Annotated in this window: 16 protein-coding genes; 10 read left to right on the forward strand and 6 right to left on the reverse strand. The window is 35.2% G+C overall.

Annotated features, from left to right (window positions below):
• The first annotated feature begins 25 nt into the window (after positions 1–25).
• Positions 26–559 (forward strand): transposase, encoded by a 534-nt coding sequence (locus BKP45_RS06710; protein WP_071388882.1) that lies wholly within the window; start codon positions 26–28, stop codon positions 557–559.
• Between the two features lie 351 nt (positions 560–910).
• On the opposite strand, the gene BKP45_RS06715 is transcribed toward BKP45_RS06710, so the two are convergent.
• Both BKP45_RS06715 and BKP45_RS06720 read right to left on the reverse strand, forming a co-directional pair.
• Entirely contained in the window at positions 911–1,372 is a 462-nt protein-coding gene (locus BKP45_RS06715; RefSeq protein WP_071388883.1) for a hypothetical protein, read from the reverse strand.
• Positions 1,373–1,714: 342 nt separating this feature from the next.
• A complete protein-coding gene (locus tag BKP45_RS06720; RefSeq protein WP_071388884.1) occupies positions 1,715–3,031 on the reverse strand; it encodes an anaerobic C4-dicarboxylate transporter family protein in 1,317 nt (438 codons plus the stop codon).
• Between the two features lie 484 nt (positions 3,032–3,515).
• Between BKP45_RS06720 and BKP45_RS06725 the strand changes: the two genes are divergently transcribed.
• A complete protein-coding gene (locus BKP45_RS06725) occupies positions 3,516–4,682 on the forward strand; it encodes a nucleotide sugar dehydrogenase (RefSeq protein WP_071388885.1) in 1,167 nt (388 codons plus the stop codon).
• 426 nt (positions 4,683–5,108) lie between these two features.
• A complete protein-coding gene (galE, locus tag BKP45_RS06730) occupies positions 5,109–6,107 on the forward strand; it encodes a UDP-glucose 4-epimerase GalE (protein WP_071388886.1) in 999 nt (332 codons plus the stop codon).
• A 188-nt stretch (positions 6,108–6,295) separates the two neighbouring features.
• Here the strand turns inward: galE and BKP45_RS06735 are convergent, their stop codons facing one another.
• Positions 6,296–6,817, reverse strand: a complete 522-nt coding sequence (locus tag BKP45_RS06735) for a sigma-70 family RNA polymerase sigma factor (RefSeq protein WP_071388887.1) — start codon at positions 6,815–6,817, stop codon at positions 6,296–6,298.
• Between the two features lie 277 nt (positions 6,818–7,094).
• Positions 7,095–7,427 carry a hypothetical protein gene (locus BKP45_RS06740; RefSeq protein ID WP_071388888.1) on the reverse strand — a complete coding sequence of 111 codons (333 nt, stop codon included), beginning with the start codon at positions 7,425–7,427 and terminating at the stop codon, positions 7,095–7,097.
• Positions 7,428–7,632: 205 nt separating this feature from the next.
• Between BKP45_RS06740 and BKP45_RS06745 the strand changes: the two genes are divergently transcribed.
• From BKP45_RS06745 to BKP45_RS06760, 4 genes are all read left to right on the forward strand, one after another.
• Positions 7,633–8,370 carry an HI0074 family nucleotidyltransferase substrate-binding subunit gene (locus tag BKP45_RS06745; RefSeq protein WP_071388889.1) on the forward strand — a complete coding sequence of 246 codons (738 nt, stop codon included), beginning with the start codon at positions 7,633–7,635 and terminating at the stop codon, positions 8,368–8,370.
• 404 nt (positions 8,371–8,774) lie between these two features.
• Positions 8,775–10,031 (forward strand): DUF418 domain-containing protein, encoded by a 1,257-nt coding sequence (locus BKP45_RS06750; protein ID WP_071388890.1) that lies wholly within the window; start codon positions 8,775–8,777, stop codon positions 10,029–10,031.
• Positions 10,032–10,489: 458 nt separating this feature from the next.
• Positions 10,490–10,876, forward strand: a complete 387-nt coding sequence (gene gloA2 / locus BKP45_RS06755; RefSeq protein ID WP_071388891.1) for an SMU1112c/YaeR family gloxylase I-like metalloprotein — start codon at positions 10,490–10,492, stop codon at positions 10,874–10,876.
• 163 nt (positions 10,877–11,039) lie between these two features.
• On the forward strand, positions 11,040–12,140 hold the full coding sequence (locus BKP45_RS06760) for an N-acetylmuramoyl-L-alanine amidase (RefSeq protein ID WP_071388892.1): 1,101 nt from the start codon (positions 11,040–11,042) through the stop codon (positions 12,138–12,140).
• A 472-nt stretch (positions 12,141–12,612) separates the two neighbouring features.
• Here BKP45_RS06760 and BKP45_RS06765 read toward each other — a convergent pair whose 3' ends face one another.
• Both BKP45_RS06765 and BKP45_RS06770 read right to left on the reverse strand, forming a co-directional pair.
• On the reverse strand, positions 12,613–13,377 hold the full coding sequence (locus tag BKP45_RS06765; protein ID WP_071388893.1) for a hypothetical protein: 765 nt from the start codon (positions 13,375–13,377) through the stop codon (positions 12,613–12,615).
• Between the two features lie 413 nt (positions 13,378–13,790).
• Complete coding sequence (locus BKP45_RS06770; protein ID WP_071388894.1) at positions 13,791–15,809, reverse strand: S8 family serine peptidase; 2,019 nt, start codon at positions 15,807–15,809, stop codon at positions 13,791–13,793.
• A 519-nt stretch (positions 15,810–16,328) separates the two neighbouring features.
• Between BKP45_RS06770 and BKP45_RS06775 the strand changes: the two genes are divergently transcribed.
• From BKP45_RS06775 to BKP45_RS06785, 3 genes are all read left to right on the forward strand, one after another.
• Positions 16,329–18,842 carry a peptidoglycan-binding protein gene (locus BKP45_RS06775; protein ID WP_071388895.1) on the forward strand — a complete coding sequence of 838 codons (2,514 nt, stop codon included), beginning with the start codon at positions 16,329–16,331 and terminating at the stop codon, positions 18,840–18,842.
• A gap of 295 nt (positions 18,843–19,137) precedes the next feature.
• Positions 19,138–20,004 carry a VanZ family protein gene (locus BKP45_RS21480; RefSeq protein ID WP_084787658.1) on the forward strand — a complete coding sequence of 289 codons (867 nt, stop codon included), beginning with the start codon at positions 19,138–19,140 and terminating at the stop codon, positions 20,002–20,004.
• 513 nt (positions 20,005–20,517) lie between these two features.
• A complete protein-coding gene (locus tag BKP45_RS06785) occupies positions 20,518–21,468 on the forward strand; it encodes a hypothetical protein (protein ID WP_071388896.1) in 951 nt (316 codons plus the stop codon).
• The last annotated feature ends 1 nt before the right edge of the window (position 21,469 follow it).

Genomic DNA, 21,469 nt, shown 5'->3' on the forward strand with positions numbered 1-21,469 from the left:
CATGAAAAACTGAGGTGATTTAAATTTGGCAAGAAAGATAAGAATTTGGTTTCCGGGTGCAATATACCACATTTCGAAACGTGGAAACCGTCGATCGGCTCTTTTTTACGATGATAAAGATCGATTCAAGTATTTGCAATTGTTAGAGGAAACCTGCATTTTATACCCGTTTGTTCTTCATTCCTATTGTCTCATGACCAACCATATTCATCTCCTTTTAGAAACCATCGACCATCATCCAAAAGAAATAATGAAAATGTTAAATTCCCGTTACGCCATGTACTTTAATAAAAGACATGATCTAGTAGGTCATTTATTTCAAGGACGTTATGGAGCTGAACTAATTGATAGTTCTCAGTATTTTCTTGAAGTTAGTAGATATATTCATTTGAACCCTGTCAAAGCACAGATGGTAAAATATCCTCAAGATTATCCATGGAGTAGTTTTAACGCCCTTGTCTCCGAACAAATAAATCCTCATATTACCACTCAAAAAATCTTATCATATTTTCCAGAGCAAAGTAAGGAAGCGTACAAATTATATGTAGAGAATAAATGATATTCAGTATCGCAGTATGCTTTTGACCGTCCAATAAGCTTTAATGAGTTAGAGCGTTAATGTAGCGGGGGTCAGACCCCTCAAAAAAACAAAAAAATAACCTTTGCCCATGTTTCAATTTTTGAAATGTGGGAAGAAGGTTACTTTTGTGTATTTAGTTTTTAAAGTAACCGTTCTTCTTGTGAGGTAGTTACATTAAATAAATCGATACGTTCGGAGTTCGGTCATGGGGAGTATGTCTAATATTATTGTGTGACCTTATTAAGTGTTGAAACATTGAATTTATGTTATTTTTCGTAAGAACATGAAGTCAAAGCGTGGTATTGTTTCGAAGTAAATTGGTAAGTAAGGTTATTGTTTTTGGTTAATATACTCTAAAACATGTTGATGCTGCTTTTGGATAGTAGAGAATTGCTTGATTTCACTACTTAATTCAGTTTTTGTTTCATCGAGTTTTTTCATCATACTTCCATAATAAAAGGCAACCTCTTTGCGCATTTCACCTTGTTCAGCAGCGAGTACGTTTTGACCTTCTTGTAATGAAGTAATATCACTTTTCATTAAGTTCATATCAGACTTCATTAGGCCCATATCACTTTTCATTAAGTCCACATCAGACTTCATTAGGCCCATATCACTTTTCATTAAATCCATATCAGACTTCATTGAATTCATATCTTTCTTAATTGAAACAACATCTTTAGTTAATGTATCAACATTGGTAGTCAATGTACCAACATTGGTAGTTAAGGTACCTACACCTTTGGTCAATACATTTAGTTGGTCGAGAACTTTAGATAAAGTGCCTTCCATGCTATTCACCTCCTTTTTTTTATTATATATGGTAGGTGAATAATTTGTCACCCTTTGAAAGCGATTAACAATTTGTCTAAAAATAGAAAAGAGTGTGCCGAAAATAAATTTTCTGACACACTCTTCCTTTTAAAAGGAAAAAGAAGTTTTTGCGGTTGGAAACTGTCTAGTTTCAGCGCCCGCGAGCTTTGCCACTTCAGTCTTTATCGGAAGTTAAAAAGCGGCTTCTGTAAAAGGATTTAAAGTGCCTATCGTTCGTGAGCAAGGTGCTCTACGCTTTCTGTGAAAGTAATATACTTTCATGCTGGTTGGTTTGTGCGTGTTGAACGCTTGGGTGTTTTCTTAAAAGAATAAGAAAACTAAGATAAACCCTATTACCACGGAACACACACTGGCAATTAGTCCTGGTGCCATAAAACTGTGGTTAAATACATACTTACCAATTTTCGTTGTCCCAGTTCGGTCCATATTAATAGCAGCTAATAATGGTCCGTAGTTTGGTATGAAGAAGTAACCATTAACAGCAGGGAACATGGCAATTAAGAAAAATGGAGAAATTCCAAGGCTAAGTCCTAATGGCATTAATGCTCGAACGGTTGCAGCTTGAGAGTTTACTAAAATTGATAGAACGAATAAAGCTAATGCAAACAACCATGGGAGAGTTGTTACTAAGCTAGAGATATTGTCTTGAATTAACCCTAAGTTTGCTTGGAAGAAAGTATCTCCTAACCATGCGATACCAAAAATAGCAACGACTGCAACAACACCTGATCTGAATACATTTCCAGTGACAATTTTTTCTACATTACATTTACATATTAAAATAATAAGTGCTGAAACTGTTAACATAATAATTTGAATGGCATAAGCCATTGATAACTGAGTAACTTCTTCGCCAACTACAAAAGTTGGTCTGAGTTCAGGGAAGCTACCTAATAAAACAACGAAAACTGCACCGAATAAAAACAAGTAAACAGAGATTTTTGATTGCTTCGTCACTTCTAAAGACTTCGCACGTTCTTGTTTCATAGGCTCTAACCCATCTTTCAAACGACGTTGGTATTCAGGATCGTCTTCAAGCTCTAATCCTTTTTTTCGAATTAAAAATGCAGAAATCATGATCCCAAGGAAAGTAGCTGGAATGGTCACACCGAGTATTTGCAACAACGTAATATCAAAAGGAGAAAGAATTGCTAATAAGGCTACGGTTGCTGCTGAGATGGGACTCGCTGTGATTGCTTGTTGAGAAGCGATAACGGCAATAGAGAGTGGCCGCTCTGGGCGAACTTTCGACTCTTGAGCAACCCCTGAAATAACTGGTAAGAGACTATAGGCCACGTGCCCTGTTCCCGCAAAAAACGTAAATAAATACGTTGTAATGGGGGCCATAAATGTAATATGATCTGGATTTTTGCGTAACATTTTCTCTGCTAGCATGATGAGATAATTTAACCCTCCGGAAGCTTGCAACGCACCTGCAGCAGTAATTACTGCTAAAATCATTAGCATTACGTCAATTGGCGGAGCTGTAGGTTGCATTTGAAAACCAAACGTTAAGATGGCCAAACCAATACCACCCATAACCCCGAGACCAACACCACCGATTCGTGCCCCAACTAGGATACAAGCCAAAACGATAATTAATTGGATCCAAAACATGTTTTTCCACCACCTATTCTTTTAATGTGAGAAAAGCAATATACGAGAATAGTATACCTATAATTTTCAGAATAATGCTTGTCCCATTTTACAATTCACAAATAGTTCAATTTGTTTACAAAGAATGTGAGAGTCTTGTAAACTGCTTAAGGTTATATCAGATTAGTGACACCTAGTAACTTTATGTAATAGTAAAGCGACGACTTTGCCATACTAGAAGCGAATAGAAATAGTGTTTAAACATTATAAAATTCTTATTCAAAAAGTACTATTATGACTTGTTAATTTAATCGTTTTCGATATAATTTAGAAGATGTAATATTCTCAATAAACAAGCCGGGCGCATTAACTTATTAAAAATAGTAATTTTAATTAAAAGTAACAGTAAAATTAGCAACAATTAAGGCGGCTTTCTGTAAAATAATGATATATCGTAAATAAAGTTGAAATTTTCGATGAAATTGGAACGAGGGTGAGAGAACAAATGAAAATAGCAGTAGCTGGTACAGGTTATGTAGGCTTGTCTAATGCGGTTTTATTAGCCCAACATAACGAAGTGATAGCAGTTGATATTGATGAAAGAAAAGTAGAGATGATTAATCAAAAAAAATCTCCAATTGTTGATAGGGAAATTGAAGAGTTTTTAACGACAAAAAATCTAAATCTTGTCGCGACAACAGATATAAAAAAAGCATATGAGCAAGCAGAATTTATTATTATTGCAACACCGACTGATTATGATCCTGAAACGAATTACTTTAACACAAAATCTATCGAAAGCGTTATTAATAATGTGTTGTCGATAAATCCGTCAGCAGTAATGGTCATTAAATCGACGATTCCAGTTGGTTATACGAAGGAGATAAAAGAAAAATTTCAAACAAAAAATATTATGTTTTCGCCTGAATTTTTACGTGAAGGAAAGGCTTTGTATGATAATTTATATCCTTCTAGAATTATCGTTGGTGAAAATTCAGAACGAGCAAAAACATTTGCAAATTTATTAATGCAAGGTGCCAAGAAAGAGGATATTCCGGTATTGTTTACGAACTCGACTGAGGCTGAGGCGGTTAAGTTATTTTCAAATACGTATTTAGCACTTAGAGTCGCTTATTTTAATGAACTTGATACGTATGCGGAATTAAACGGACTAAATACAAAGCAAATTATTGAAGGAGTAGGGTTAGATCCACGAATCGGAATGCATTATAACAATCCTTCATTTGGTTATGGTGGTTACTGCTTACCTAAAGACACAAAACAGCTAAAAGCAAATTTTTCTGGAATTCCAAACAACATGATAGCAGCGATTGTTGAAGCGAATGATACAAGAAAAGATCACATTGCCTCTAGAATTATTGCAAAGAACCCTAAAGTTGTCGGGATTTATCGTTTGACAATGAAAACAGACTCGGATAACTTCCGGGCATCAGCAATCCAAGGTATAATAGAAAGGATACAAGACAAGGGCGTTGAAGTTGTCATATACGAGCCAGTTCTAAACGAAGACTACTTTGAGAACTATAGAGTGATCAAAGATTTAAACGAGTTTAAACAAATCTCAGATGTTATCGTCTCAAATAGACTAGAAGCTAATTTAGCTGATGTAGGAGAGAAAGTTTACACAAGAGATATATTTAATAGAGATTAAGAATTGAACACAATAAAGCTGAACTTCAATCAGTGGGGGGGTTCCTTCATCCCCCACTGATTGTTAGTTCAACTTATACCACAGGCATAAGAATAACTAATCATCAGCTTCACTGATGAAAGTTATTCTATATCGGACCTTTAGGGGCAGTTAATCCCCCACCTAAACTTCTCGATTTTCTTACGTTTTGAGGTGGGGGTCTTACTGCCCCTTAAGAGTGGGATAAAAAACAACAACACCCTCTTTGTTCATATTTTTGGATAAAAAGGGTGTTTATAATTGTTTGCTTAGCCAGAACATCTACAATTTTTTTGTGGAAAATGACTTAAGTGAAGCTTTGTTAAACGAACTTTCATCATTGTATAGTCTGATAGCCAAATAGTATAATGAAGGTTAACGCTTGTAGTAAAAAATAGGAGGTACATAATGTCGATTTTAGTTACTGGTGGTGCCGGATATATTGGGAGTCATACGTGCATAGAGCTATTAGAAGCTGGATATGAAGTGATTGTAATCGATGATTTATCCAATAGTAAATATGAATCGATTACGAGAGTTGAGGAAATTACAGGTCAAAAGATAACTTTTTATGAAATAAGTATCTTAGATAAAGCAAAGTTAGAGCGTGTTTTTGAGGAAAACCAAATTGATGCTGTCATCCATTTTGCTGGGTTAAAGGCAGTTGGGGAGTCTGTGAGGATACCACTCCATTATTATCATAATAATATTACCGGGACCTTACTATTGTGCGAGGTTATGGCTAACTTTGGTGTGAAGAAATTGGTCTTTAGTTCTTCGGCTACAGTTTATGGTGTTCCTAAACAAGTCCCTATTACCGAGGACTTTCCGCTTAGTGCTACAAATCCTTATGGGCGTACAAAATTAATGATTGAAGAAATCCTTCGAGATCTGTATGTCTCAGACCAAAATTGGAGCATTGCATTACTTCGCTACTTTAATCCAATTGGAGCTCATGAAAGTGGGAAAATTGGTGAAGATCCAAACGGAATACCGAACAACTTAATGCCGTATATTACAAAAGTAGCGATCGGTGAATTGCCACATTTGAATATATTCGGCAATGACTATCCAACGGTTGATGGAACAGGTGTGAGAGATTACCTTCACGTTGTAGACTTAGCTAAAGGGCATATTAAAGCGTTAGAAAAAATAAAAAATGAAGCTGGTGTTGATGCGTATAACCTTGGTACTGGAACAGGGTATAGTGTGCTGGAAATAGTTGCAGCATTCGAGAAAGCCTCAAAGGCACACGTTCCTTATAAAATTGTTGAAAGACGTCCTGGCGATATTTCTACATGTTATGCAAACCCGATAAAGGCTAAAGAGAAATTAGGCTGGGAAGCTACAAAGGGAATTGAAGAGATGTGTATAGATGCGTGGCGTTGGCAGCAACGGCGATACTAGAAGCTTAAAAAGTGAAGAGAAATAACTCTTTTCGAAGCAGTGGTTCCTTTATTTTAAAAAAATTAGTAAAAATATAAAGGAACCACTGTTGGCCAATATTAAAAATGATTTAACGGAACTGTAGTCCGTTCCCCCTTATCAAAACCTTCGAAACTTTGGACCCCAAATTCCTACATTATGTTTCTAATCTAGAAATCAACCAGGTCTAATAATTCACTAGTCTTGAGGTTTGATCGTATCCTCTCGATTGCCCTCTTACGCCACTTTTTAACTGTGTCGACAGGAACGTTGTATTGTTTAGCGATAGCTGTAGGTCCTATATCATTTTCATAATACTCAACAAACCAAATACGCTCCGTTTTTGAAAGAAGTGGAACGATACGTTCTAAAGGGAAGGGACGTTGTTTTTGAAACTCTTGTGCTGGGATTTTTTCGACTGACTCAGGCTCAAGGTAGATTTGGAAACGTTGTTGAAAGGTTTGTTCTTTTTTGAGATGGTGAAGCATTTTTCCTCTGACATATTTTTGAGCAAAACTAGGAAAGTATCCTTTCGTTTCATCGAAATTTTTACTTGCTTCCCATAAAGCAATTAGGCCAATTTGATATAATTCATCGTAATGCACAGTTTGATTCAACTGTTTGATTTGTTTTTTTATAAGAGGTTCAAATTTTTCCACTAATTGTTCAAATGGTAGTTCAGTAACATTCATTTTATAAACAACTCCGACGGAAAGCGCGCCTTCCTTGTATTCCGCGGTTGTTTTTATTATCATCACGAGCCGGATTGTTGTCATATCATGAAAATTTAAAAATAAGTTCCATTGGTTATTGAACCTATGGTTTACAAAAAGATAAAGTCTAGCTATATCATCATTTTTTCTTGCTTGAAAAATAAATTTTCATAGGTTAATAACTGCGAGAATTTAAAGTTTCACCAATAATTTAATAAGTAAAAAAAATAGGGTACCCTCAGTGGAGTACCGCATTCTAGTTTTTAAGTATCAAGTTCTTTTCCTCTTCTTCTATGGATATATAGCGTTCAATTTTCTTTAATAACAATTCAAGCTGTAATCGATTTGGATTTGTCTTACTTTCGAATAGCAGCTTTTCTTTTTTGACGATTTGATCATGTAGATCTGCTTTTAATGTGAATATATAGCCTTTTTCTTCTGGGGTTTCAAAAAGATATTCATCGCACGCTTCGGTAACAATTTGCTTCTTCAGCTTAAGATCTTCATAGGATTTCTCTAATTTATCGATTTCGTTATTTAGTTTATTTAAATCGTACTCAATTTCTTTTTTCCACTTTTCGAGTTCCACAATATTCCCTCCATACTTCGGTTCTTTTCTATCATTTTATAGGATTAAATAAACGTTCTCAATACGGTGGTAGGACATTCATGAAAAAACGTAAAATACGTGTGAATTTGAGCAATTAAATCTTAAAGTAGATGTTTATCATGATGGTGGTTAGGTATACAATAAATAGTATAAATTTATTTTTGTCCAGAAATGTGGTGAATAGATGCAGAAAAAAAATAGATACGGTTTACCTAAAGTTGATTTTTTCAAGATTATTGATGTGTATAAGAGTTATGCTGCTTACATTGAAAGAGTTATTTTGTTTGGTTCACGGGCTAGAGGGGACTATAAATTAGCGTCTGACATCGATATGGCTATTAAATTTAGAAATGATCATGAAAAGTTTTATAGTATAAAAGAAAAGCTTTCTCAGTTAAACATCATTTACACCTTTGATTTGTTAGATTACGATAAAATCTCAAATGAAAAGTTGAAAAAATATATTGATACGGAAGGAAAGACGATTTTTTTAACAAACTCTAAAGGACAGGTGATTGGCAATATGAACAAAATAATAGATAAAATAGGGGATCTAGAGAAGGCATTGAAGAAGCTTCATGAAAGTTTAGTAAGAGATCCTAAACTAGATGATCTAGTTATTGATGCTACAATCCAACGTTTTGAATTTACATATGAATTGTCGTGGAAGCTAATGAAAGTCTACTTGGAGTATAATGGTAACTTAGAGGTAACAAGCCCAAGGAGAACAATACAAGAAGCCTTCAAGGAAGGTATTATAACCGAAGGCGATAAGTGGTTGAAAATGTTAGAAAACCGTAATCGAACGTCTCATACATATGACGAAGAGATTGCGAACGAAATCTACCGTAATATAAAGGAAGAATTTAGTACGATTTTTGATAGCTTATTAGAAGAAATGAAAAAGAGAGTACAGCCTTAATCAAACTGATATGAACTTAAGGGTCATAGACCCTCACCTCTAAGCGTAGCGTAGGTGGGAACTTCCATTCAGGTGGAGTTGAGAATCCATCTGAATTTCCGATGTTCTAGCGAAGCTAGAACGAGTTCTCTTGTGGTGTTTCTTAATAGCTAAAAAGTTCTTGTTGGCTAATTGTTACCCTTTCTATTTTTCGTTTTAAGGTGTGAATGTACGTACGTTCACACCTTTTATTTTTATTGCTTCCCCATCAGAAACAAACCTCTCTAAATAATGTTTCCTTCATCCAAAAACGATCATTCCATATTTATGAACCTTTCTACACTTTTATCAAAATTTTTTTAATTGGACAAGAGTATTTAGTGGTATAATCAAGGATGGAAAAATAAGTAAAGGAGGTATGTGGTTTGAAACGAGAACTTTGCTTCGCACCTACTTCAAATCAAGAAAGGATTGTATCCCTTGATATTATAAGGGCTATTGCGTTGTTTGGGATCTTGTTAGTAAATATGAAGTTTTTTTCAACACCTACTTTGCAGGCAGAAATGGCCAATGTATCGTTTTCTACAACACTTGCAGATGAAATAAGCCAATGGTTTATTTTTATATTTGCAGAGTTTAAGTTTATTTCGATGTTCTCGCTATTATTTGGGATTGGATTTTTAGTATTTATGGAGCGGGGGGAAAGAAGAGGTGCTAACGTAAAGAAGATATTCGTTAGACGCCTATTGTTTCTATTATGCGTTGGTTTGTTCCACATGTTTTTCTTATGGTACGGAGATATTTTAACGTTTTATGCTCTTTTAGGATTTGTATTACTTATCGTTCGCTTCAAATCACCGAAGTTCTTATTAAAAGCAACGTTCATGACAATGATGATTCCAGTTTTGTTCTTTCTACTACTAGCAGTATTGTTGGCTTTTGTTAGTCCGACGACAACAACCGATCAAGCTAACTATTTATCATTTAGTGAGGTGCAAACGGTTGTTGAGATTTACGGTGGGGGTAGTTATAAAGAAATTTTTATGCAAAGGCTTCAAGAAATTGGAATGATTTTGGTTGGGAATATCTTTGTATTGGCGGTAGTTTTGTCCATGTTCTTTTTTGGAATGTATTTGTGGAAAACAGGAATTTTCACAAAAACCCAAGAGCAAATAGATAGAGTCCGTAAAATAGCGAGAAATAGTTTTTTAATAGGGGTTGTTGGACTTGTACTCGCGATAGTCGGTAAGCTGCTTTATGCTGGTGGGGATTCGCCATGGTACTTTGTGCAGTATGCGGGACTATTTGTAAGTGGTCCTTCGTTAAGTGTTTTTTATATCATGTGTATTTTATTACTCTTACAAAATAAACGAAGGTTAGCGTCAGTTGCTCAAGTCCTACAGCCAGTTGGAAAAATGGCCTTAACAAACTATTTGATGCAAACGATCCTCTGCACATTTATCTTTTATAGTTATGGACTAGGGTTGTTTGGAAAAATAGGTCCGTTTTATGGTTTATTATTTACGGTTATGATTTTCTTACTTCAAATAGGTTATAGCTTTTTATGGATGAAACGCTTTGCATTTGGACCAATGGAATGGTTATGGCGTAATGTCACATATGGTATGAGTACAGAGAAGTTGAGAATGAATAAGCAGGTTGATCAATCGGTCGAGCGTTGATAAAGCTGAACTTCAATCAGTGGCGGTTTTCCTTCATCCCCCACTGATTGTTAGTTCAACTTATACCACGGGCATAAGAATAACTAATCATCAGCTTCACTGATGAAAGTTATTCTATATCGGACCTTTAGGGGCAGTTTATCCCCCACCTAAACTTCTCGATTTTCTTACGTTTTGAGGTGGGGGTCTTACTTGCCCCTTAAGAGTGGGATAAAATAGTAGGGTTTACGAAAGTACGTAGTTAGAAAAAAATGAATCGACATGTCATGGTTGAAAATCGACTCTATTACTCTAGCAAAACAACATTTCCCATCATTTTCCGGGAAATATCCTTCTTTTCTTTCGGCATTTTCCGGGAAATGTAGTCGATTTGTGATAAACTCGCAGAACAGAAAAAATGATGTTCTGCGAGAACAATTAGTTTTTTTATCAAGAAAAAATAACGAGGAGTGTGTGTAATGAAATTAGCAAATGTCCACCATATTGCTATTATTTGTTCGGATTATGAAAGGTCAAAAGATTTTTATGTTCGAATTTTAGGATTGAATATTGTAAATGAAGTTTTTCGCAAAGAACGTCAGTCATATAAGTTAGATTTGGCATTAAATGATACATATGTGATCGAGTTGTTTTCCTTTGAAAATCCTCCAAAACGCCCCACTACTCCAGAAGCTACGGGATTACGTCACTTAGCTTTTTCTGTTGAGGACATGCCTGAGGCAATCAGTCACTTAGAAGACTACGGTGTTGAAGTTGAGGAAGTACGAATCGATCCTCATACTGGGAAACAATTTACATTTTTTAAGGACCCAGATGGTTTGCCGATAGAATTATACGAAATGTAACAGTGCGTGACCTGAAGCGAAAAAAGGCAGCTACATGACAATATCAGTAGGCTGCCTTTTAGTTTTGCCTAATACATCCCCTTTTTTAATATGGATTGTACTTATTATATAGATAATCGAAATATAATGAGCATTTCTATAAATAGAAAAGGAGAGAAGTTCTATGAATTTTAGAAAATTGGAGCAGCTAGTAGATGTAAGAGCTTCCATAACAGGCCACAAAACTAAACAGTTTCCTGTAGTCGGAATTGAGCGGAAGGAAGATATTGCACTTCATCATTCTTTAACTAAAATGCATCTTAGTGGCAGTAATGCAGAAGGTTATGCAAACTATCACGTTTACACACTAGGTTGGCCAGGGATAGGGTATCATTTTGTGATAGAGGAAAACGGAACGATAAAATGGTGTAATAATTTAGATTTGCGAACGTATCATGTAGGTAATTTTAATAATCAGGCTATAGGAATTTGTTTATCAGGGGACTTTCGTATAGAACAGCCTACTGACGCTCAAAAACAATCCTTACGTCACTTAGTCGAGGCTTTGAAAATAGATTTGCCAAATTATAAACGAACGTTAGGCCATAATGACTATCCGGGATATGCGCGAAAGCAATGCCCTGTTTTTGATTGGAAATCGGTGTTAGCTAGTAAATCGATAGCACCTATAACATTGGAAAACTCGACACATGTGATAAAAAAAGGCGATACACTTTGGGAAATAGCTGCGGGTAACCATATAACAGTCGCAAAACTTCTTTCATTAAATCCGAATCTCGATCCGTATCATCTAAGAATTGGACAAACTATTCAACTAGCAGCAGGAAAAAATAGAGAAGTGATTGGACATGCAACGGTATTAGTTCCATTTCTAAATCGTAGAGCTGAAGCGTCATTTAACTCAAAAATTACTGGTGCGATTCGAAAAGGGCAACAGTTGGAAGTTTACGGGATAAAGAATGGGTTGTATGACATCGGTTCGTTAGGTTGGATTTCAGCAGGGACAAAGTATACGAGATTTGAGCCTACTATTAGTGAACTACCAAATGGTATTTTGAGGCGTGGTGATCGTGGGGAAGGAGTTAAGCAACTTCAGAGAGCACTAAATACAGTTAACTTTCACGTTGGAGAAGAGGATGGAATTTTTGGTAGAAAAACAAAAGACGGAGTGAGTCGTTTTCAATCAGTCTATCTACCAAATGAAATTGATGGTATTTACGGACCGAATACAAAAAGAGAGTTGGAGAGGCGGTTGTTGGAGTAGGTAGACAAATTCAGTGAGTTTTTTTAGGAAGTTATGAAAGTATAATATTTCTAACTTGGAAACTGTTTAGCGCAAGAAGCTTACGAGCTCGTTCACTTCAGTCAAGCAACGGACTTCAATATTTGTTTGAGATCTTTCGTCGATTAGCTTCATGCAGCTTTGCTCCTGCGGTTACTCGTCGCACAAAACACTGCTTCGAGGAAGTTTGCTACGGAACTATGCTAGAAGACGCAGAAGCACGTAAATATGAAAGGCCAAAGAGCGGCTTCTGTCAAAGGACTTCCAGTGCCTATCGCTTGTGACCAAGGCGCTTGCGCTTTTCTTACGGATAAATAAAAATCGATTTATTACACTGATATAAAGTTTAGTAATGATTATTTAACTTACCATCCCCCCCTCATTCAACTTTAATAAAAAGAAGGAGAGTGTGAAGACACACATCTCCTTAGATAATGTCTGTTTGAGTAGTTAGTTAATGACTGATAATTTCTCCGTAATCATTATATATATCGCCTGTTTTCCAATCGACAAAAAGCTCACCAACATAACTTGTGGTATCTGGATCGATCACAGGGATAATCCACGTATATACACCAAAAATCTGAATCGGTACGGGTTCTGTTTTGTATTGCTGTTTTGAAGTGTCAAATTCATCTGCATATTGAAGACCTGTTTTTTCCTCGACAAGTTTGATCGCTTCCCAAGGTCCTATTACATATTCACCTTTGAATGGTGAATTTTGTTGTAGCAAACTTTCTATTTGGTCAATGATTAATTCGTGACTTTCCTGTGTTACATCTTCACCGTTATATTTTATAGTGATTGAATAATGATAGTCTGAATCACTTTGATGAAATAGAACCGTTATATGGGAAGGTTCGCCAGGGAAAATTTCTTTGTTAAAATAACCTTGAAATGAAACTTTTCCATCTTTAATGCTCCATTCACCGTCTGAAAAGAGCTGCTCATTGAATATATCACCTATTGCATAGTAAGTAATTTCATCTAAATATGCTAGTTTTACCTCAATAATTAAGTCATTTTCTGTAGGCTCTTTGTTCGTTTCTTCTTTTGTGTCATCATGGGTTTGTTTTACATCAACTTCTTCTATAACAGGATCCAGCTCCTTATCTTCATTGGTAGTTTCTTCTGTATTTGCACATCCTACAAATAGTAGAGAAGTAACGATAAAGGCAAACAGTACGATACAATTATATAACTTTTTAGTTAAAATCATTTCTTCATCTCCTAAGTTAATAGTTTTAAAGTTGAATACTACATCTCAAAGGATGATATTATTCATCGAGATGTAGTTAAGTTATTAAAACTATGGTTCAATCCGTTGTTAATCATTAACAGATTAGCACTTTTACATTATTTAGTAAAGAAATTATAAATAGTTGGATATAAATAATAACTAAACTACTTATCGCTTAGCTACTCTTGAAGAGGGGAACTTCTTGCATAAACGTTAAAGCACGGTCATAAGTCGATAAAATAACACTACCTCTTGGAAATGAAGATAGTTGGCTAACTTTATTTAGAAAGAACGTTGCACTAGAAATCCCTCCAAGTCTGAAATTTTTTACTTTTATTTTATAAAAAAAGACTCCTAATATAGGAGCCCTTCATGAAAAACAAAGTAGTCGATTACCTGTTTTGATTTACTTCCATTAATTTACCTAAAAGAAGAGGACTAGCTAAACCATCAACAGGTAGCTTATGTTTAGCTTGAAATTTCATTACTTGTTCAGTTGTAATTGGGCCAAACCAGTTTGTAGGATTTGACGATACTGAGAAGCCTGCTTTTTCTAAATCTAGTTTTAGCTGAATGACTTCAGAACGTCGATCACCTTCTTGTAAAAATAAAATTTCGCCGTTAATGGCTTTTCTTAATGTTGTTAATGTTTCGCTATTAGTAACACCTGTTACCGGTAATAGAAAAGCTTTTTGAAATTCTCTGACCTTTTGGGTTGTAATAGGACCATACCAGTTTGTAGGGGTTGCAGATACTTGAAAACCTACTTTTTCAAGATCTAGTTTTAATTGGGTGACTTCTGGTCGTCTGTCACCTTCCTTTAAAACTTTTTCCGGTATTGGTGAACGAGTAATTTCCCCATTAATGACCTTTTTAAGCGTTAGTAATGTTGTTGAGTCAGCTACACCAGTTTCTTTTAATCCAAAAACAGCTTGAAATTCTCTAACTTTTTGAGTTGTGATAGGCCCGTACCAACTTGTAGGAGTTACCGATACACGGAACCCAACTTTTTCAAGGTCTAATTTTAATCGAATGACATCGGGGTGATTGTCGCCTTCTTTTAAAATTTGATTAATGACAGGTGGGCGAGTAATCTCCCCATTAATGACTTTTTTAAGTGTTAATAGTGTTGTTCGATCGGCGATACCCGTTTCGTTTAATCCAAAAACTGTTTGGAACTCTCTAACTTTCTGTGTTGTGACGGGTCCAAACCAATTAGTTGGGTTACTAGAAATAAAGAAATTCGCCCTTTCTAAATCGAGTTTTAACTGAATGACTTCTGGAAGGCGATCACCTTCTTTTAACTCAAGTATCTTTGGAGCTTGGACGATACCAAAACCAAATAATGGATCCCTTCCGACAGATCCTATATCAAGGGCTGATTGTTGTAATTTTTCTCTTATTTGAATATGAGAAAGTGTAGGATTAGCTTCTATTAATAAGGCTAATACTCCGGAAACAAAAGGTGCAGCCATTGAAGTCCCACTCATATTTACATAACCATTGTTTAAATGTGTACTATAAATATTGACTCCAGGAGCTGTTACCTCAATGGCACTTCCTGTAGCAGAGAATGACGGACGCCTTTCCAATGAATCAATTGCTGATACGGCAATAACAGAAGGATAGATAGCTGGATACTGCACAGTGTTGCCAGTCCCTTGTTGATTACCGTTATTTCCTGCCGCAGCAACGACGAGAACCCCTTTATCATAAGCTTTATTAACGATATTTTTAAGTGAAAGCGATTCTTGAGATGTCCCTAAGCTAATGTTAATAATATCCATATTGTTTGTAATTGCCCAATCAACTCCAGCAACGATGCGTGACACAAGTCCTTGTCCGTTTTCATCCAAGGCTTTAACTGCAAATATATTAGCATTTGGGGCTACCCCACTTATTCCATTACCATTGTTTTGTGCAGCGATAATTCCAGCTATATGTGTACCGTGTCCATTTTCATCATTATATGAAGTAGAGTCTGGAAGAAATGAAACTCCGCCAGCAATAGTCAAATCTTTATGAACAGCGATACCGGTATCAATAATAGCAATGTTTATTCCTTTACCGGTGTATTCTAATTCCCAAGCTGCAGCTGCGTGGACTTTCTCTATACCCCAGTTTTGAATTTGACTATTAATCTGAATAATTTGGTCTACTTCTACCGAAAGGACTTTATCATTTTGTTGTAGAAGCATTTTTGCTTCTTCATTAGGCAATTCTGCGATTATTGTTGAAACTTGATGATAGGTTTGATCGATTTGCCCATCTAAATCAGTTATTAAAGATTCATCAATATCGTCATGATAGACGATTATTACTTTTTCAGTAGATGTTTCTGCCCAAGCTTGAGGTAACAATATTAAAAAAACTACTAAAAATAACAAGGGAAATATAAAAACCTTTCTCATTATCCACACCCTTTATCCCATACTATGAATCTATTATAATAGAATGTTTAAAAATATAAATAGAATATTATAGAAATAGTTTGATGAAAAGATAAGAATTTATAAATTTTTGAACTTGGAATGATGCCTAACTCCACCGCCTATGAGCTTTGTCACTTCAGACCTTATCAGAGCCAAAATGCGGCTTCTGTTAAAGGACGCCCTGTTGTGAAGCTACTACTTGGATTACTTCGAAGCTCCTTTGCTCTTGAGCAAACGGAATGGCATAAAGCTGCTGCTCGTGCCCAAGGGTCTTGAGAGTTTCTTATTTTGGGTAAATGTTCTACAAAAACGATATAGGAAAATTACGGTAATGTATATATAATATAGTAGATGTATATTGGATTGTAATATAGAAAGGTAGTGGTTACTTGTAAGGATAATAAGAAATATTACTAGGTTAAGGAGAAACTTTACGTGGTTTACTAGATTTGAAAAATTTAACAAACAATATAGACTTTTTGAAAGGTGTAGAAGCAGTTGAAAGCCATAATAATTAAAGTGTTTTTATCATTTTTATGTTTCGTATTTTCTTTTCAGCCCCTATTTACTAATATTACATTTGCAGAGACTACTCACCAATCTTTTGAATTTGAAGAAGTTGGAGGTGAACTAAACGAAGATATTGTATGGGATCAAAATAAAAGATTAACTGAAGACTTATTTATTAACAGTAAATTAATAATAGATCATGCAATTATAGATAGCAATGGGTTTCAGATTATTAATAATTATGAACTACACATAAATGGAAATGTTACGTTTATTGGGATAGAAGAGGGGAACCTTGAAGATGTAATACTATCAAACGATAGCTCAATTTCTTTTATTTCGTATGACGAGTTTACTAGTTTAGATTTACTCACAGAAGATGAACTCGAAATCGACTCTACTGAAAATAACATATCTACAGCGGAAGAAGTTGTAGATGAAATTATTGAGGAAGAAGAAACAGAGGAAAGCGATAAGATAGAAGAAACGGAACAACTAGAAGAAGAGAATGGTCTAGTATTAAGAGAAGGGGATCGTAATGATGCCGTCATTCAATTAAAGCTTGACCTAGAAAAGGTTGGCTTTAAAGTCTCAAACAATCCTACGAATTGGTACGGTCCGGTAACAACATTGGCAGTTGTGGAATTCCAAGAAACTCACAATTTAGAGGTAGATGGAGTAGCTGATGAAGAGACTTTTAAAAAAATTGCCGAAATCCTTGCATCAGAACTGCAAGAAGAGGCTAGGAATCCTGATGTTATCCAACTAAAGCTTGATTTAGAAAAAGTCGGCTTCAAAATATCTAGTAACCCTACAGAGTGGTATGGGCCAGTAACAACGAGAACGGTAATGGAGTTTCAAAGGGTTCATGGTTTACCTGAAAATGGGATAGCTGATGATTTAACGTTAAAAAAAATTGCTGAAATTCTTGCATCAGATTTGCAAGAAGGGGCTAGAAATACTGATGTCATCCAGTTAAAACTTGATTTAGAAAAAGTTGGCTTCAAAATGTCCAATAACCCAACAGAATGGTATGGACCAGTAACAACAAGAACAGTAATGGACTTTCAAAGTACATTTGATATTCCAGTTAATGGAATCTCTGATCAACTAACCTTGAATAAGATCAAAGAAGTTAGTTCTTTAGTTCTGAGGGAAGGGGTTCGACATGAAGCCGTAGTACTTCTAAAAATTAATTTAGAAAAAGTCGGTTTTCGTATTTCAGCAAATCCAACAACCTGGTATGGACCTTCTACCGCTAAAGCAGTTAGAGATTTTCAAAGAGCTCATAATCTCACAGTTAATGGCGTTGCTGATCAAACTGTTTTAAACAAAATAAATGAGATATTAGCTTCTCCTTTGCAACAAGATGTAAGAAGTAATCAAGTGATTAGGTTAAAAAGAGACTTCGATCGCGCTGGTTTTTCAGTTTCAGCAAATCCAACAAATTTATATGGGAGGATTACAGCTCAAAGGGTCAGCCAATTTCAAAAGTATTATAGCATTCCCGTGAATGGAATTGCTGATCAACTGACTTTATCTACTTTAGACAAAGCTTTAAATGGAGAAATTCGTCCGAAAATATCTTCTGTTGTGAATGGAAGACAAATTTATACGTACGAACAAATGGAGAAAGATATTGTCCAATTGAATAGAATGTATCCAGATATTATTGAAACTAGAATCATTGGCAAATCGGTTGACGGTAGAAATTTACACGCTATTAAGCTTGGCTTAGGTAAAACAGAAATCTTTATTAATGGTTCCAACCATGCGCGAGAACATATGACAACAAATGTTACGATGAAAATGCTAGACGATTATGCTAGAGCTTATGCTCAAAGAACCAAAATCGATGGCTATGACGCTAGACAAATATTAACAAATACTAGTATTTGGTTTGTTCCTATGGTAAATCCGGATGGAGTTACTTTGGTTCAAAAAGGTCATAAAAGTGCCAAAAATCCTCAAGCTGTATTAAGACTAAATAACAATAGTACTAATTTCAGGTCGTGGAAGGCAAACATTAGAGGTGTGGATTTAAATAGACAGTTTCCAGCATTATGGAATTCAATTACGAATAATCCTGGAAAGCCAGGCCCTGAAAATTATAAAGGAACGAAACCTTTAAGTGAGCCCGAAGCAATAGCACTTTACAATTTTACGTTAAGTAGAGATTTTAAAACAGCTATTTCATATCATTCTTCTGGAGAAGTGATTTTTACTAGATTGGATCAGGAACCTTTTACACGCAATATCGCTTCAATGGTTTCGCAAAAAACAGGGTATCGGATTATTGACTTAAAAAACAGTGTGAGTGGTGGTGGGTTTACTGACTGGTTTATTTTAACTCAGAAAAAACCTGCATTAACACCTGAAATTTCACCATTTGTTGGTGCTCGCCCTGTACCACTCTCAAATTGGAACACAATCTGGAATCAAAATAACTCAGTTGGTTTAATGTTAGCTAATGAAGCATACGTAAATAGAAATAGAAGGTAAAAAATACAAGCAAATCACGGAGAGTAATGAGAGGTCTTGAACATTTTTAAGTTCATACCTCTTTTTTTACCTCACTACTAAGGGGCAGTAGACCTCCACTGTTTGAAGTTCAGCTTTATGACGATTAACGCTACATGTGTTCAAAAACACGATTGTAAGGTAGTTGGTTAGAGCTATAATCTAAAAGATCAAAGAGTAGGAGACAAAACAAGTGAGTAGCTACTAATCTTGACATAAAAGGCTAAATCATAATAGATTGGTAAGAATATCAATTCTGTGGAAAAAAGGGGATGCTATGAGAACTTTTAAACTTGTTTTATTCTATTGGTTACCTGTTTTATTTATGGCAACAATTATTTTTGTGGCATCGTCTCAAAGTTATGAGCAACAAGATATTAAACCGTATTTAGGAAAAGTGACGGATATAGAAAAAGTAAAGGTATTAGTAAGCGAATTAAGTATTGAAAATGCGAAACGTAAGCTTTATGAAAAAGGTGATGGATTAGGTCTGATTACGCTTGTTACTGAACAGTGGATGCTCTTTATCGTCCTACTTAGTCTTGGTACTTTGGCTCTTGTTGGTTGGTTTGTCAATTATCTTTGGAAAATTTATAAGAGAAAAGGTCTTGATTATCTCTATAAAGTATTGTTTCACGGGTTTTTATTTCTTATATTAGCAATAAGTTTTATAATGTTGGCAGTTTTTATGGCTTTCAGAATTGAATCAATTTTACTTTTCTTGAAAAGAAAAATTGAAGTCGGAACTGCAATCGAATTTTTGAAAAATATCCAATTTACCTATGCGACAGCCGAAATAAGTATTGCTAGATTAGGTGTAGAATCTTTCCTTGAATTTGTAATTCGAAAAGGAGCTCATTTTACTTTTTTCTTCTGCCTCGGTTTTCTTTTTTATCGAGCGATGTGGGCGAGCAGTTTTCCAAAAGTGTTAAGTTTCATCAGTTCCCTTTGCTTCGTTGTGATCTATGCAATTAGTGATGAGTTACACCAAGCTTTCACACCCAACCGTACTCCTTTGGTGCAAGATGTTGTCCTTGATTCTGTAGGTGGTTTAACTGGGATAGTTTTTGCCCTTTTTATCTATTTTATGATAGATCATTTTAGGAACCAGAAGCAATCAGTCATAAAAACTAGTAGATACTAGAAAAGTATGATGTTTACCATTCTTTTTTCGTCATACTACATAGTAGATTTTTTTATCGGTCAGAGAATCCGTTATTTACTTAAAACTATCAATTATTTACTCAAAAATTACTAAATAACGGAACCATGGTCCGAAAGTCTATAAAAAACTCACATTTTTGAGAAATAACGGAACTGTGGTCCCTAAAACATCCTTTTATCCCACTCTTAAGGGGCAGTAAGACCCTCACCTCAAAACGAAAGAAAATATAGAAGTAGGTGGGGGATTAACTGCCTCTAAAGGTCCGATAAGTTGAACTAACAATCAGTGGTGGATGAAGGAGCTTCCCCACTGATTGAAGTTCAGCTTTATAAAAAAAATGAGGAATTACATAAAAAGATGTATTATAATGGAGACAAAATTCCTGCCATTTTAATGTAGTTAAAGATAAAACTTCTAATAAAATGGTATAATCTAATAGGAACATAAGGTAGTTACTAGAATGAAGGAGTAATAGTTAGATTGGAGGTATGTATGAAAAAGAAACTAGCAGTTATCGTTACTGTACTGTTGTGTAACCTTACTTTTTCTACAACTGTATTAGGAGAAGTAGATGAAAATAAAGATACTTCGAATAAAAATACAGCTATTAATGAGAATGATGAAACGTCTACGGGAAAGCCGACTGACAAACAAGAAGATGATAAAGTAAGTGAACCACCAAAAGAGGAAATACCTCAACAGGAAAAACCAAAAGAAGAAGAACCAAAGCAACAAGAAGAAACTCCGAAAGTAGAGCCAAAACCTAAAGAAACGACACCACCTAAGGAAGAAGAGAAACAGACCCAACCAAATAAACCTAAGGAAGAGAAAACGACAACTGAAAATCGAAAACCACAAACACCTCAAACGACAAATGAAAACGAACCTACTACAACAATAGAACCAGTAATCGTTCCACAGCAAGAGAATGAGGTAATAGAGGATATAAAAAAAGATGTTGTAGAAGAAATTATTCTTTCATTTAATGCAAACAACGAATATTATAAAAAGCTAGATGATTTTATCCTACATAATGTCCTAACTATTCTACTACATAATCATCCTCACGAAAGTGCTTTAGCAGCTTTTTCAGAAGATCCATTCAATGATCTTGTTAGAAGGTTATCAAATGAACAAATCGATGAATTATTGATGATTATTAAAGATAACCCTTATGAAAATGACCTTGATTTCGAAAAGATTATTAGTAGATTACAAGAACTTAAATCTTTACAAGAAGAGTACGTGACAAGGCTTGAAGCCGAGGCTGAAGAAGTAAAGATAGAGCTCGAACAATTTATTCAAAGTGAAACGGTAGAAGTCAACGGAGATGAAGATGAAGTTGAACAACAAAAAGGGTTGCTTTCATTAATTGGAAGTACGATTTCTAACATTTTTAAATGGTTCGGAACGTTATTTAAACTATTAATATCCATATTCTAAG

Source organism: Anaerobacillus alkalidiazotrophicus (assembly GCF_001866055.1).